Below are 12400 nucleotides of genomic sequence, written 5' to 3'. Positions count from 1 at the left end.
CGCACGAGGTGTCGATGAAGGAGGCCGTCGGCTGGTCCTCGTTCTACATCGCCCTGCCGCTCGCGTTCGGTGTCTACATCTGGACGCAGTACGGCGGTGACCGGGGCTCGAGTACTACACCGGCTACCTCGTCGAGAAGTCGCTGTCGGTCGACAACCTCTTCGTCTTCATGCTCCTGCTCACCGCCTTCGCGGTGCCCAAGGAGCTGCGCCAGCGGGTGCTCCTCATCGGCGTGGCCGGCGCACTCGTCCTGCGGGGCATCTTCATCGCCCTCGGCGCCCAGATGATCTCGATGTTCTCCTGGACCTTCCTGCTCTTCGGCGCGATCCTCCTCGTCACGGCCGTCAAGGTCCTCAACGACGCGATGTCGCACGACGAGGCGGCCGTCGACATCGGCTCCCTGCGCTCGGTCAAGCTGCTGCGCCGGTTCTTCCCGGTCGTCGAGGACTACCGCGGCCCCAACCTCACCGTCCGTGAGGCCGGCAAGCGCGCGCTGACCCCCCTCGGCCTCGTCGCCGTGGCCATCCTCGGCACCGACATCGTCTTCGCCGTCGACTCCGTGCCGGCCGTCTTCGGCATCACCGGCGACGCCTACCTCGTCTTCGCGACGAACGCCTTCGCCCTCCTCGGCCTGCGGGCGCTGTACTTCGTCCTCGAGGGCGCGCTCGGCTCGCTGGTCCACCTCGGGCACGGGCTCGCCGCGATCCTCGCCTTCATCGGCGTCAAGCTCGTCCTGCACTGGGCGCACGGTGTCTGGCCCTCGACGCCCGAGGTGCCCACGCTCGCCTCGCTGGGGGTCATCGTCGGCATCCTCGCCACGGTGACGGCCACCAGCCTGGTCGCCAAGCGGCGGGCCGAGGCGCGCGGCGAGACCGTCGACGAGGAGCCGCTCGAGCAGGTCGGGTCCGACCGGTCCTGACGCCACCGGGGCCGGGTCGTGGGCGCCGCTGGTGCGCCCCCGCCCCGGTCAATACGGTGGGGTCGTGAGCCCACCCGTCGCCCCGGCCCGCGCGGTCGCCACCAGCACGTGCACCGCCGAGGTCCTCGACGAGGGCGCGCTCGTCCTCCGGTGGTCGCCCACCGGGTCGGCGCCCGCCTTGTTCGCGCACCCGTACGTGCCGGTGCGGGCCGGCACCCCGCCGCACGCGGGGATCCCGGTGTGCTGGCCGTGGTTCGGCCCCGGACGCGACGGCGGGATGTCCCCGGCGCACGGGTTCGCCCGCTCGGCGACGTGGTCCTTCCTCGGGGAGGAGCGCGAGGGTGACGCCACGGTCCTGCAGCACCGGCTGACCTCCGACGACGCCACCGACCCCGCGTGGCCGCACGCCTACCGGCTCGACCTCGCGGCCCGGTGCGGCGCCACCCTCGACGTGACGCTGACGACGACGAACACCGGGGAGCAGGCCTTCGTCGTCGAGGAGGCGCTGCACGCCTACCTCGCGGTCGGTGACGTGCGGCGGGTCTCGCTGGCCGGGCTCGACGGCGCGGCCTTCCACGACAAGGTCGCCGACGAGGACCGCACGCAGGAGGGTGACCTCGTCCTCACCGGCGAGACCGACCGGGTCTACCGCAGCACGGCCGACGTGGTCCTCACCGACCCGGTCCTCGGCCGCCGGCTGGTCGTCTCGACCGAGGGTGCCGCCGACCGCGTCGTCTGGAACCCGTGGTCGCAGAAGGGGCCCGGCATCCCCGACGTCGGCGACCAGTGGCGGCGCTTCGTGTGCGTCGAGGCCGCCAACGTCCTCGACGACGTCGTGACCGTCGCCCCGGGTGAGACCCGCTCGATGACGTACCGCCTGACCGTGGAGGACCTGTGACCAGCTGGCTCGACACCCCGGCCCACCGCGAGTGGCTCGGTCGCGGGCTGTCCGACGTCTTGGGGTTCGCGCTGGGCTCGATCCGTCCGGACGGTGGCTTCCACCACCTCGACGCCGACGGCGTGCCGCTCCCCGGTCGGACGCCCCAGCTCTTCCTCACCGCGCGGGTCGCGTACACCGCGGCCGCCGGTGTGTGGCACGGCGTCCCGGGGTCCGGCGAGCTGCTCGACCACGCGATGTCCTCGCTCACCGGGCTGCACGCCGACCGCGTCCACGGCGGCTGGCTCAGCGAGCCCGGCACCGAGACGCGGAAGATGACCTACGACCACGTGCACGTCGGGCTGGCGGCGTCGGCGGCCCTGGGCGTCGGGCACCCCTCTGCCACAGCGTTGCTCGAGCAGGTCGTGGAGGTCGTCGACGCCCACCTGTGGGACCCGGGCAGTGGGGCGCTCCTCGAGTCGTTCGCGCCGGACTGGTCCGACTCCGAGGACTACCGCGGCGCCAACGCGAACATGCACGGCCTCGAGGCCTTCCTCGCGATGGGCACGGCCACGGGTGACGCGGTGTGGCACCGGCGGGGCCTGGCCATCGCCGAGCGGCTCGTCGACGGGGCCGCGCGGAACCAGGGGTGGCTGCTGCCCGAGCACTACACCGCCGACTGGCAGGTCCTCCCCGAGTACAACCGCGACGAGCCGAACCACCCGTTCCGTCCCTACGGTGCGACCTTCGGGCACTCGCTGGAGTGGGCGCGCTTCCTCCTCCAGCTCGACGAGTCGCCGCTCGTCGAGTCCCCCGCATGGCTCGTCGAGGCGGCGGAGGCCCTCGCGCGCCGGGCGCTCGACGGCGGCTGGGCCCTCGACGGCCGACCCGGGCTGGTCTACACGGTCGGCTGGGACGGCCGCCCGGTGTCCGACGTGCGCCTGCACTGGCCGGTGTGCGAAGGCATCCAGCTCACCGCCTCCCTGGTCCGCCGCACCGGCGACGCGCACTGGGAGGGCTGGTACCGGCGGCTCTGGGACCACGCGGCGCGGTACTTCGTCGACGACCGCGGCACCTGGCGCAACGAGCTCGACGACGCGATGCACGAGGCGGGCACCATCTGGCCGGGCCGCCCCGACGTCTACCACTGCGGTGGCGCGCTGGCCGGCCCGCTGGAGGCCTGAGCGCGACGGACCGCCCTGCGGCTCAGCCGAGGACGACGAGCGCGTCGGCGTCGTCGGTCGGCAGGTCCGGCCACGCGGTGGCCGTCACCTCGAACCGCGTCGGCCCGCTCGCACCGCCGAGCCCGGTGAGGATGGCGACGTCGGCGGCGTCCCGTCCGGTGCCGATCCGCACCATCGAGGCGCGGGGGGCCAGCCGCGTGGCGTCGAAGACCTGCCACACGCCGTCGACGGCGATCTCGGTGACGGCGTGCGCGTCCATCGGCGAGAGGCCCGGCGCGTAGACCGAGACGTAACGGGCGGGCATCCCCACGGCCCGGGCCAGGGCGACGACGAGGTGGGCGTAGTCGCGGCAGACGCCGCGCCCGCCGAGCATCGGGGTGAGGGCGTCGTCGGTGGCGGTCGTCGAGCCGCTCTCGTAGGTGAGCCGGTCGTGGACCCAGGCGACGATGCGATGGGCGCGCTCGGCATCGCCCTCGACGGCGCCGAACTCGGTGCCGGCGAACCCCTCGAGCCGGTCGCTCGGGCAGTAGCGGCTGGGCAGCACGTACTGGAAGGCGCCGGCCTCCGAGACCGGTTCCGCTGCAACCGGACCCAGGGTGACGCGAGCCTGGTACGTCAGGGTGACGGTGCCCTCCGGGGCGTCGAGCACGTGGAGCCGGGTCCCGCGGTCGAGCTCGACGACGTGGTGGTCGACCTCGGCACCGTCCGGCCCGGTGACCGCGAGCGTCTCGTCCCGCTCGAGGTGGGCGGCGACGGCGGCCGACACCGCGAGCCGGCCGGCCTGCTCGACGGGGATCTCGAGCAGCGTCGTGACGACGGCCGTGGGGACGGTGGTGGATTCGGGCATGGTGGCCTCCGGTGAGCGGGAGCCCGACGGTCCGTCGGGCTGCGGGCCACGCGCGCGACGTCGGGGCGCAACCGCTGCGTGGACGGTAGCAGCGCGGCGCCGGACCGACCTACCCTGAGGCATGGGACTCGTGGACCTCGTCGCCGGCCGCCCGCAGGCCACCCCGCACGCCGAAGCGCTGGCGCACGCCGAGCAGGGCGTCACCGTGTACTGGCGCCCGGGCTGCGTCTTCTGCGCCCGGCTGCGGATGGCCGTGCGTCGCGAGCGGCAGCACGCCCGCTGGGTGAACATCTGGGAGGACGACGACGCCCGGGCCTACGTCGCCAGTGTCAACGACGGCAACGAGACCGTGCCCACGGTGGTCATCCACGGTGTGCCGCACACGAACCCGGACCCGTCCGTCGTGAAGCAGGCGCTGCGCCGCTGAGCGTCGACCCGGCTCAGAGCCAGCCGAAGCCCTCGGCGAGGAGCAGCAGGCCGAAGATCGCGAACAGCGCGGCGGCGCCGTACTTGATGGCCTTCTCCGGCAGCTTGCGGCCGAGCACGGCGCCGACCCCGATGGCCAGCGCGTCGGCGGCGACCATCCCGACCGTCGAGCCGACCCAGGTGCCGAACCAGCCCTCCTGCGTGGCGAGGGTGATCGTCGCGAGCATCGTCTTGTCGCCGAGCTCGGCGAGGAAGAACGCGGCGCCGACGGCGACGATGGCGGCGCCGGTGCTGCGGCGGGCCTTGTCGGCCTCGTCCTCGGTCAGCTCGTCACCGCGCAGGGTCCAGGCGGCGAAGGCGAGGAAGGCCAGCCCGCGACGATCGAGATGGCCCCTGGTACTGCTCGAAGGCCGTGCCGACGGCGGCCCCGATGCCGACCGAGACGAGGTGGACGACGGCCGTCGCGACGGTGATGCCGATGAGGACGTCGCGGACGCGGTAGCGGGTGGCGAAGGTCATCGCCATGAGCTGGCTCTTGTCGCCGAGCTCCGCGACGAAGATGACGGCGGTGCTGAGCAGGAAGGCGTACATGTGGTCTCCTCGCGCTCCCGGCCGAGGAGCGTCTGGACGCGCCTTCGGCCAGGCGCGCCCGTGGTGGTGGGTGCTTCGACTGGCCGAAAGTCTCGTCCGCCACCCGAGGTGGCCCACCGCACCGGACCCGGGGGTCAGTGTGTCGACGCGGCGATTGGGGACTACTCCCTTTCGGGGGACAACGGTACCGGGGACGCGGACCGCCGCGAAATCGTGCCCACGGTCCGGATCGCCCCCGGGGCTCCCGACCGGCCCCCGATCCCGGCGCCCGGCTCAGCCCGTGCGGCGGGTCGCCGCGATGAGGGTGCTCAGCCGGTCGCGGATGTCCTCGAGCTCGGAGACCTCCATCCCCAGCCGGTCGATGACGGCCGGGGGATGCGCTCGGCCCGGCGGCGCAGGCGGCGACCGGTGGGGGTCAGCTCCGCCGTCACCGCCCGCTCGTCGTCGGGGTCGCGGCGGCGGGCGACGAGCCCTGCGGTCTCCAGGCGCTTGAGCAGCGGCGACAGGGTGGCGGGCTCGAGGCTCAGGCGCCGGGCGATCTCCGAGACGCGCAGGGGCGAGTCCTCCCAGAGCGCGAGCATCACGAGGTACTGCGGGTGGGTCAGGCCGAGGGGCTCGAGCAGCGGCCGGTAGAGGCCGATCACCTGCCGGCTCGCCACGGCGAGCGCGAAGCACACCTGGCGGTCGAGGGCGAGGAGGTCCACGGCGTCGCCGGGGCCGGGGTCGGGGGAGGGCTGCACGGACCGGATCCTACGGGTCGGCGCCATCAGTTAGGGTACTAACCATCCGTGCACTCACCAATGTCAGGAGATCCGATGGCCCGCCGACCCTCCGGCCGCCTCCCGCTCGGCTACCGCATCGGGTGGCGCTTCCGGTACGTGACGACCGGCGTCTTCGGTCCGGCCCAGCTCGGCAGCGACGACCCCCAGCTGCGACTGCGCCGGGAACGTGAGCAGCGCCTCGAGGCGGCCCGCGCGGCGGCGGAGGCCGAGGGCTGAGGACGCACCACCGGGCAGCGGGTGCGGAGCGTGGGGATCGTCACGGCATATCCGTGGGCCCGGGCGTCGTTGGACCGTGACGTGACCACGACCGTCCCCACCCCGGAGGTACCCATGTCCGACACCCCGACCGCCCCCGCGAGGTCCGCCTCGTCTCCCGCCCCGTCGGGTGGCCCGAGCCGTCCGACTTCGAGCTCGTCGAGAGCGACGTCCCCGAGCTCGCCGACGGCCAGCTGCGCGTGCGCAACGTCGTCATGTCGGTCGACCCGTACATGCGCGGCCGGATGAGCGACGCCAAGTCCTACGCCGCCCCGTTCGAGCTCGGGAAGGCGATGGAGGGCGGCGCCGTCGGCGTCGTCGAGGAGTCCCGGGCCGACGGCTTCGCCCCCGGCGACCACGTCCTGCACGGGCTCGGCTGGCGCGAGGTCGCCGTCCTCGACGCGAAGGCCGCTCGGGTCGTGGACGTCGACGCCGCCCCCGCCTCGGCCTACGTCGGCATCCTCGGGATGACCGGCCTCACCGCGTACGCCGGCCTCACCCGAATCGCCGGGCTGAAGGAGGGTGACGTCGTCTTCGTCTCCGGTGCCGCCGGAGCCGTCGGCGGTGCGGTCGGCCAGATCGCCAAGGCCCTCGGCGCCTCGCGCGTCATCGGCAGCGCCGGCTCGCCCGAGAAGGTCCGCCACCTCACCGAGGACCTCGGGTTCGACGAGGCGTTCTCCTACAAGGACGGTCGCGTCTCCGACCACCTGCGCGAGCTCGCACCCGAGGGCATCGACGTGTACTTCGACAACGTCGGCGGCGAGCACCTCGAGGCGGCCATCGGGTCGCTGCGCCTCGGCGGGCGGATCGCCGTCTGCGGGATGATCTCGGTCTACAACGACACCGAGCCCGCCCCCGGCCCGCGCAACCTCGCGCGCCTCATCCAGACCCGCGGCAAGATCCAGGGCTTCCTCGTCGGTGACCACTACGACCTCGCCGGCGAGTACTTCGGCCGCGCGGCGGGCTGGCTGGCCGACGGCACCCTCTCGTCCCGCGAGACGTCCGTCGACGGCATCGACCACGCGGTCGACGGCTTCCTCGGCGTCCTGCGCGGCGAGAACACCGGGAAGATGGTCGTCCGCCTCTGACCGCCCGTCCGCGGCAGGCGAACGCCTCCGGCCCCGGGGTCCTCGTGACCCCGGGGCCGTTCGCTGCCCCGGCTGGGACGATGGCCGGCATGACCGTCGCGCGCTCGATCGCCCTGTTCGTCCTCGCCGCGCTCGCGGAGATCGGTGGGGCGTGGCTCGTCTGGCAGGGCGTGCGCGAGCACCGCGGCTGGGTGTGGGTCGGCGCGGGCGTCATCGCCCTCGGGCTCTACGGCTTCGTCGCGACCTTCCAGCCCGATGCGAACTTCGGGCGCATCCTCGCCGCGTACGGCGGTGTCTTCGTGGCCGGTTCGCTCGCGTGGGGGATGGTCGTCGACGGCTTCCGCCCCGACCGCTACGACGTGGCCGGCGCGCTCGTGTGCCTCGTCGGCGTAGCGATCGTCATGTACGGCCCGCGCAGCGCCTGACCGTCGAGTGTCTGCTCCGGTGCGTCATCGTCGGTGTCGCACGGTGGTGGGCCCCGTGGGGCTCGAACCCACAACCTACGGAGTGCTGAGTGACCGTACGTGCTTGAAGTCCGAATCCGCGCTGAACTGGGGTGACGCACGCGGGTGGTCGTGGTTGGCCACGGTCCTTCTGGACTCAATGTGACCTCTCATGTGACCACAGACGCCCTCCTAGGAGCACCCTAGCAACTCTACGACTAAGACAGGCGAGGCTACTCGCTCGCCGGCCGCGGTGTCTGGCCTATTCATGTCCACGATCCATCAGATCGGACCCAGGACCTCTCTCCGCCGCCAATCAAGGGAACGCGCAGCAAGCGCGTTGCCTGAGATGGAAGTAGGTCACGCTAGTGTGAAGGAGGCGCGAGCGAACTTTGCTGACATTTATGTGCGGGAGGTGGGAGGGATATGCTGCGGTCGCTGAAGCTTAGGAACTTCAGGTCATTTGGAAACTTCACTGTGACGTTCGGTGACAGTGCGTACTTAGTCGGCCCAAATAATGCCGGGAAGTCTACGGTGCTTATGGGATTGCGAACAGCAGACATCGCACTACGATTTGCCCGCCAGCGAAGTGCCACGGTGAAGGCGATTGACCTGGGTAAGGGAGTCCCCGCATATCCGGTCTTTCTGAGGGATCTACCCAGCCTCCAGCAGAGCATTCGTCACGAGTTCAGGAACTTGGAGGCGCGCCTCGAGCTGACTTGGAAAAGTGGCGCCAAACTCACGATGGTTTGGCCAGCGGAGGGCGATGACGGCGAGAGCCCGTTCTTCTATCTCGAGCGCCTGCCAGGAATGTACGTCTCGAACCCGAAGTCTGTCCGAGACAACTTACCGCTCCTTGGTGTAGTTCCAATCCTTTCTCCCGTCGACACAACGGAACTCCTGCTGGATGAGAAGTACGTTAAGCAAAACATTGCCGGCCGGCTCAGCAGTCGTCATTTCCGGAATCAATTGCGCATATTGAAGGCCGAAGGGAAGCTCGAGGACTTCCTCGAGTGGAGTTCTGAGTGGCTCGATGACATTCACATTGAGGGCCTCGATACGCATATGGGCGAGAAGGCGGCTGAGCTCGACGTCTACTACACCGAAGCAGGCGGACGAACTGAGAAGGAACTCGCGTGGGCCGGCGATGGAATTCAGATATGGCTACAACTGCTCTATCACCTGTGGCGTACCAGCGACAGAAGCACGATTATCCTCGACGAACCGGAGGTATACCTTCATCCTGACCTCCAGCGCAGGCTTGTGAGGCTACTGGAGGCTTCGGATCGTCAAGTGATCTTGGCAACGCATTCGGCGGAATTAATATCGGAGGTTGACGCCCGCTCTATTGCTATCGTGGATAAGAAGTCTCCAAATGCGAGAAGGGTGCGGAAGGAGACAGATCTGCAGACCCTTTCCGATACTCTTGGTACGGCATTCAATGTCAGGTTGGCCAAGGCCTTGCGTGCGAATGTCGCATTCTTCGTTGAAGGAAAGGACATGTCAGTTCTGCGACAGTTCGCAACCATTCTTGGCCTCCAACGCATCTCTCACGAGCGTCGTGTGGCAGTGATAAAACTCGAGGGGTATACGCACTGGGGATCCGTGGACCCTTTCCGCTGGCTTTGCGATCAGTTGTTGCCCGACGCGATCAAGATCGCCGTGCTGCTGGATCGTGACTACCGAACGCTGTCGACGATTGAGTCGGTTGAGAAATCCTTCGCAAGGGAGGGAATTGCAAGTCACGTCTGGCGACGGAAAGAACTTGAAAGTTATGTCCTAAACGTGGACGTGATCTCTAGAGTTACTGGACTTGACGTGCCCAGTGTCCGTTCCGTGCTCGTCGAGGCAACGGAAGAGTATGAAAATGAAGTGTTTGGCCAGCTGTTGGGCGAGCTTGCGACGACTGGTCGATCCTCGGGACTGGACCCGTCCACTATCACAGCGACCTTCAAGGCAGACTTTGACACCAAGTGGAAGAGCATAGATTACCGTCTAGGGGTCTGCCCACCAAAAGGACTCATCGCTGCGTTGAACCGCCACCTGCAAGATCGAAAGAAGCGAGCTGTCACGGCCCGATCCTTGGCTGCTGCTCATGAGCTGAGTGAAATTCCGAGGGAAGTGGTCGACTTCCTGAGGGTGGTCGAAGATTTGAACTAGGGGCCCGCAGCACCTAGGGCGAGAACAACTCATGCCTGCCTGTGACCGAGTATATGTTCCGTGCGTCCAGATGAGTTGACCTGAGGAGCGCCGCGCAAGTCGCTGACCTACGGCTTTGTCGGCCCTGGGGGGCTCGAAGCCACAACCCAGTCCTGCTGGTCTGCTGTCTTGAGCGCAAACTGGCTGCCGACCTGCGGCTAGGCCTGCCGCCATCGGTCGTTGTCGGTCATCCTTCGACAGGCGCACTCCCCGTATGCAATTCCCACCGCCTAGGACGAAGCCCCCTTCAGCGGGCAGAGCAAGTCACTCGTACGGACCGAGGAACCGCTCGCCGTCGAAGTGAATCAAGTGTGTTGGGTCATCGGCACACCAAACATCGGTCTCCCAGGCGATCCGGTGGAGGTACTTCCGCATCTCCCTGCGATCCGGGAAGCAGGAGATGTAGACCAAGCCGGGTGAGGCGTCCTCGAACAGAACGGACAGTTCGCCATGGCGCTTGGCGTCCACCGGGCCGTGAGATGAGGCAGCTTCCATCAGGACGAGCCAGTCCCGGTCAGGCAAATAGACCACGAGATCGGGCATCTTCCCGTGCTGATTAACTGTCACGGCAAGCTCGGCGAGCCGCTCTCGCTCAAAGTGGGCCCACTTCTTGTCTGCATCTCCGACGTACAGAACTTCTCCGCCTGGGGTGAACTGGGGGCAGAATTCATCAATTATCTGCTTGATTAGAACGTTCTGTCCACCAGGGGAGAGGCTAAAGGGTTTCCCCCGGGCAAACTGATTGGGATGCGGTTTACTTGTCGCGCAGCCGCGTACTGCCTTCTAAGCCCAGGAGCAGCTGTCAGGTACTCGGCCAACATTTTGGCGTATGCGGTCGTTCCGTATGCTCGGATCACGACCAACGCCTCGCTCGTGACTTGGTAGTTCCATTTTGGTGAGTTGACAGGCCGGTCGGGTTGGTCCGGGTTTTGCACCACGAGAAGCGCTTCGGCGAATTGGTGAAGTGTGAAGCGTCGGATAGTTTCGCGAGTGTTCGCGGCGTAGTCCACGTCATGCTCGTCGCGGATCCAGTCCATGATGGCGCGCGTTCCAAGCATCGGGTTGGAGGCGTCCGCCCACGAGTCCATGGGCTTGAGGTGCAATAGGGCCAACAATGTGAGGGCGGATCGTTCATTGCATTGCTCGTAATCAAAGCCCATGTCGTGAAGGAGACTCTTGGCCTCGCTGAGTGGGATCACGCTGCCGCGTCCGTACCTGCCAGCGCGGCATCCACGAGAGCGTCAATCTCGGTCTGCTCGGGCAACGGGGTGCTCGCTTGGGAGCCGAGAGTGCGCAGAGTACTCATGCTCGGGAACCTCATGGTTCTCAAGTCTGTCGCATTGACCTGCGTGTGTCCGGAGAACGTCCGAAAAAACTGGTCGACAAACGTCGAGTTGAGCCATAGGGAGAACCCGTGAGCCAGGTCGCGGTCGAGCCCAGCGCCTCCAAGATGTAGATAGTTCAAGTGGTTCTCGAAGGCCACAGCTCCCGACTGAACCTCTGGCGACCAAACCGCTGCGACAATGCGGCGCCGCTCCTCCTTTGCCGAAAAGCGCTTGATAACGGTGTACCAGCCCTCGGGTACCAGCAACTTCTCAGCGCCTGCGTCCTCGACGCGATACCACTGCGCCTTCCGAATCGCCAGCGGCCATTCGACCCGACCGTTGCGGATGTTGCCGGGGTAAATCAAGGGCCGGCCACCGTCGATCGGCTCGGTGTGCAGAAGATCGCGGCTACGGAAGTCGACCACCGGGCCCGTTGAGACCCTGACCCCCAAGTCCGCCAGCGTGCAGGGGAGAGCAACCATCCGCTGAGCGACCTGAGTGTCGCTATCGTTGGCGGCCATCCGAATGAAGCGGTGAGGGTCCTTGGGATCGACGATGTCGGCATACGGAACGGTCCGGATCGTTTGGTCCTCACGATGATCGACGCTTACGGAAATACTCACGGGGCAGGGTTGGGCGCCCTTCGTACCGGCAATAATTACGTTCTCTTGCAGGACGCCAGTGTCGGCAAAAACCTTCGATCGAGACTCAAAGACGTGCACCCGGTTTAGCGTGACTTGGGAAAGCAGATAGCTCCGAAAGGTACCGAAATATGGTCCGTTCGCAAACGAGCGGGGAGTGATTGCCACCAGCTGCCCCCTTCGACGAGGCTGGCAGCGCCAAGAGCCAGGAATGCCGCGTACAGGTTTGGCGCATCCGCTCCAAACGCTCTTATGGCCGCGCGAACAGGGGACTTCGACGGCAACTTCGCGTATGGGGGATTCTGGATGCATAGGTCAAAACCATCGAGCCGGACATCAGCGCTCAATCCGGTCGATGCGAAGATGTAGTCCGCCTCGACCATCTCATAGGTGACGCGGCCTCGCCCAGCGGTCTCGCATGCGTCCAGCGTCTTTAACAGGTGAGGCAACACTGCCGGGTCAGCCTCAACGGCGACCACGTGAGCAGTGACATCGCTTGTCTCATCGAGTATTCGAGCGATGATCGCGGCGCTGAGCACACCGGACCCAGCGCCAGGGTCGATGATTCGGAGCGAGCCTGCCTGTGGCAGTCGGGGCATCGACGCGATGAGTGCCGCAGCGCGCGTGGGGGTGAAGAACTGGCCCATGGAGCTCTGGGTCCTTGGGTCCAGACCAGCAAGGGCTGCCTCACGGTAGATCCCAGCCAGTTCGAGAAGATCGCTGTGCATGTCGGACATGTTCCCTCAGCGGGGCCGTTGCTTGCGAGATGGGGTAGGCGGCCGCTGTGGAAAACTTCAAGTCGTTCGGTTCGAGGCACACGGCT

Annotated in this window: 15 protein-coding genes and 1 pseudogene; 8 read left to right on the top strand and 8 right to left on the bottom strand. The window is 67.5% G+C overall.

Annotated elements, in window-relative coordinates; translation table 11 throughout:
- The first annotated feature begins 142 nt into the window (after positions 1 to 142).
- The 3 genes from G7075_RS14265 to G7075_RS14255 all read left to right on the top strand — a co-directional run bounded on the left by G7075_RS14265 (position 143) and on the right by G7075_RS14255 (position 2980).
- Positions 143 to 919 (top strand): TerC/Alx family metal homeostasis membrane protein, encoded by a 777-nt coding sequence (locus G7075_RS14265; protein ID WP_240918058.1) that lies wholly within the window; start codon positions 143 to 145, stop codon positions 917 to 919.
- Positions 920 to 983: 64 nt separating this feature from the next.
- Complete coding sequence (locus G7075_RS14260) at positions 984 to 1817, top strand: D-hexose-6-phosphate mutarotase (RefSeq protein ID WP_166122794.1); 834 nt, start codon at positions 984 to 986, stop codon at positions 1815 to 1817.
- Positions 1814 to 2980: an AGE family epimerase/isomerase gene (locus tag G7075_RS14255; protein ID WP_166122792.1), complete on the top strand. Its 1167-nt coding sequence runs from the start codon at positions 1814 to 1816 to the stop codon at positions 2978 to 2980. Before G7075_RS14260 ends, G7075_RS14255 begins: the two co-directional genes overlap by 4 nt.
- A 22-nt stretch (positions 2981 to 3002) precedes the next feature.
- On the opposite strand, the gene G7075_RS14250 is transcribed toward G7075_RS14255, so the two are convergent.
- Positions 3003 to 3827: a transglutaminase family protein gene (locus G7075_RS14250; protein ID WP_166122790.1), complete on the bottom strand. Its 825-nt coding sequence runs from the start codon at positions 3825 to 3827 to the stop codon at positions 3003 to 3005.
- A 121-nt stretch (positions 3828 to 3948) separates the two neighbouring features.
- On the opposite strand from G7075_RS14250, the gene G7075_RS14245 reads away from it, so the two are divergent.
- Positions 3949 to 4254, top strand: coding sequence for a glutaredoxin domain-containing protein (locus G7075_RS14245; RefSeq protein ID WP_166122788.1), 306 nt, complete (start codon positions 3949 to 3951; stop codon positions 4252 to 4254).
- 13 nt (positions 4255 to 4267) lie between these two features.
- Here the strand turns inward: G7075_RS14245 and G7075_RS21400 are convergent, their stop codons facing one another.
- The 3 genes from G7075_RS21400 to G7075_RS14235 all read right to left on the bottom strand — a co-directional run bounded on the left by G7075_RS21400 (position 4268) and on the right by G7075_RS14235 (position 5584).
- A complete protein-coding gene (locus tag G7075_RS21400; protein WP_240917629.1) occupies positions 4268 to 4480 on the bottom strand; it encodes a TMEM165/GDT1 family protein in 213 nt (70 codons plus the stop codon).
- Positions 4481 to 4583: 103 nt separating this feature from the next.
- Complete coding sequence (locus tag G7075_RS21395; protein WP_240917628.1) at positions 4584 to 4844, bottom strand: TMEM165/GDT1 family protein; 261 nt, start codon at positions 4842 to 4844, stop codon at positions 4584 to 4586.
- A 308-nt stretch (positions 4845 to 5152) separates the two neighbouring features.
- Positions 5153 to 5584, bottom strand: a complete 432-nt coding sequence (locus tag G7075_RS14235; protein ID WP_371814080.1) for a MarR family winged helix-turn-helix transcriptional regulator — start codon at positions 5582 to 5584, stop codon at positions 5153 to 5155.
- Between the two features lie 75 nt (positions 5585 to 5659).
- On the opposite strand from G7075_RS14235, the gene G7075_RS14230 reads away from it, so the two are divergent.
- The 4 genes and pseudogenes from G7075_RS14230 to G7075_RS14215 all read left to right on the top strand — a co-directional run bounded on the left by G7075_RS14230 (position 5660) and on the right by G7075_RS14215 (position 9572).
- Positions 5660 to 5842 (top strand): hypothetical protein, encoded by a 183-nt coding sequence (locus G7075_RS14230; RefSeq protein ID WP_166122786.1) that lies wholly within the window; start codon positions 5660 to 5662, stop codon positions 5840 to 5842.
- 125 nt (positions 5843 to 5967) lie between these two features.
- Positions 5968 to 6969: pseudogene (locus G7075_RS14225) on the top strand (NADP-dependent oxidoreductase); the annotation flags it as partial.
- Positions 6970 to 7058: 89 nt separating this feature from the next.
- Positions 7059 to 7394, top strand: coding sequence for a YnfA family protein (locus G7075_RS14220; protein WP_166122784.1), 336 nt, complete (start codon positions 7059 to 7061; stop codon positions 7392 to 7394).
- Positions 7395 to 7838: 444 nt separating this feature from the next.
- On the top strand, positions 7839 to 9572 hold the full coding sequence (locus G7075_RS14215) for an ATP-dependent endonuclease (RefSeq protein ID WP_166122782.1): 1734 nt from the start codon (positions 7839 to 7841) through the stop codon (positions 9570 to 9572).
- Between the two features lie 303 nt (positions 9573 to 9875).
- Here the strand turns inward: G7075_RS14215 and G7075_RS14210 are convergent, their stop codons facing one another.
- The 4 genes from G7075_RS14210 to G7075_RS20355 are packed head-to-tail and all read right to left on the bottom strand — an operon-like array spanning position 9876 to position 12305.
- Entirely contained in the window at positions 9876 to 10289 is a 414-nt protein-coding gene (locus tag G7075_RS14210; protein ID WP_166124397.1) for a BsuBI/PstI family type II restriction endonuclease, read from the bottom strand.
- A gap of 8 nt (positions 10290 to 10297) precedes the next feature.
- On the bottom strand, positions 10298 to 10771 hold the full coding sequence (locus G7075_RS22950; protein ID WP_371814248.1) for a hypothetical protein: 474 nt from the start codon (positions 10769 to 10771) through the stop codon (positions 10298 to 10300).
- A 35-nt stretch (positions 10772 to 10806) separates the two neighbouring features.
- Positions 10807 to 11658 (bottom strand): hypothetical protein, encoded by an 852-nt coding sequence (locus G7075_RS20360; protein ID WP_205860515.1) that lies wholly within the window; start codon positions 11656 to 11658, stop codon positions 10807 to 10809.
- 5 nt (positions 11659 to 11663) lie between these two features.
- A complete protein-coding gene (locus G7075_RS20355; protein ID WP_256378074.1) occupies positions 11664 to 12305 on the bottom strand; it encodes an N-6 DNA methylase in 642 nt (213 codons plus the stop codon).
- Between the last annotated feature and the right edge of the window lie 95 nt (positions 12306 to 12400).

Source organism: Phycicoccus sp. HDW14 (assembly GCF_011383005.1).
GTDB lineage: Bacteria > Actinomycetota > Actinomycetes > Actinomycetales > Dermatophilaceae > Phycicoccus.
Note: the sequence above shows the minus strand (reverse complement) of the source record. Positions and strands in the feature narration are given on the sequence as shown.

Bases quoted from the DNA above. Each gene is read 5' to 3' on its own strand.
- G7075_RS21395 (WP_240917628.1), bottom strand. From the start codon at position 4,844: ATGTACGCCTTCCTGCTCAGCACCGCCGTCATCTTCGTCGCGGAGCTC.
- G7075_RS14220 (WP_166122784.1), top strand. From the start codon at position 7,059: ATGACCGTCGCGCGCTCGATCGCCCTGTTCGTCCTCGCCGCGCTCGCG.
- G7075_RS14245 (WP_166122788.1), top strand. From the start codon at position 3,949: ATGGGACTCGTGGACCTCGTCGCCGGCCGCCCGCAGGCCACCCCGCAC.
- G7075_RS14250 (WP_166122790.1), bottom strand. From the start codon at position 3,827: ATGCCCGAATCCACCACCGTCCCCACGGCCGTCGTCACGACGCTGCTC.
- G7075_RS22950 (WP_371814248.1), bottom strand. From the start codon at position 10,771: ATGGGCTTTGATTACGAGCAATGCAATGAACGATCCGCCCTCACATTG.
- G7075_RS14215 (WP_166122782.1), top strand. From the start codon at position 7,839: ATGCTGCGGTCGCTGAAGCTTAGGAACTTCAGGTCATTTGGAAACTTC.
- G7075_RS21400 (WP_240917629.1), bottom strand. From the start codon at position 4,480: ATGCTCGCGACGATCACCCTCGCCACGCAGGAGGGCTGGTTCGGCACC.
- G7075_RS20355 (WP_256378074.1), bottom strand. From the start codon at position 12,305: ATGCACAGCGATCTTCTCGAACTGGCTGGGATCTACCGTGAGGCAGCC.
- G7075_RS14230 (WP_166122786.1), top strand. From the start codon at position 5,660: ATGGCCCGCCGACCCTCCGGCCGCCTCCCGCTCGGCTACCGCATCGGG.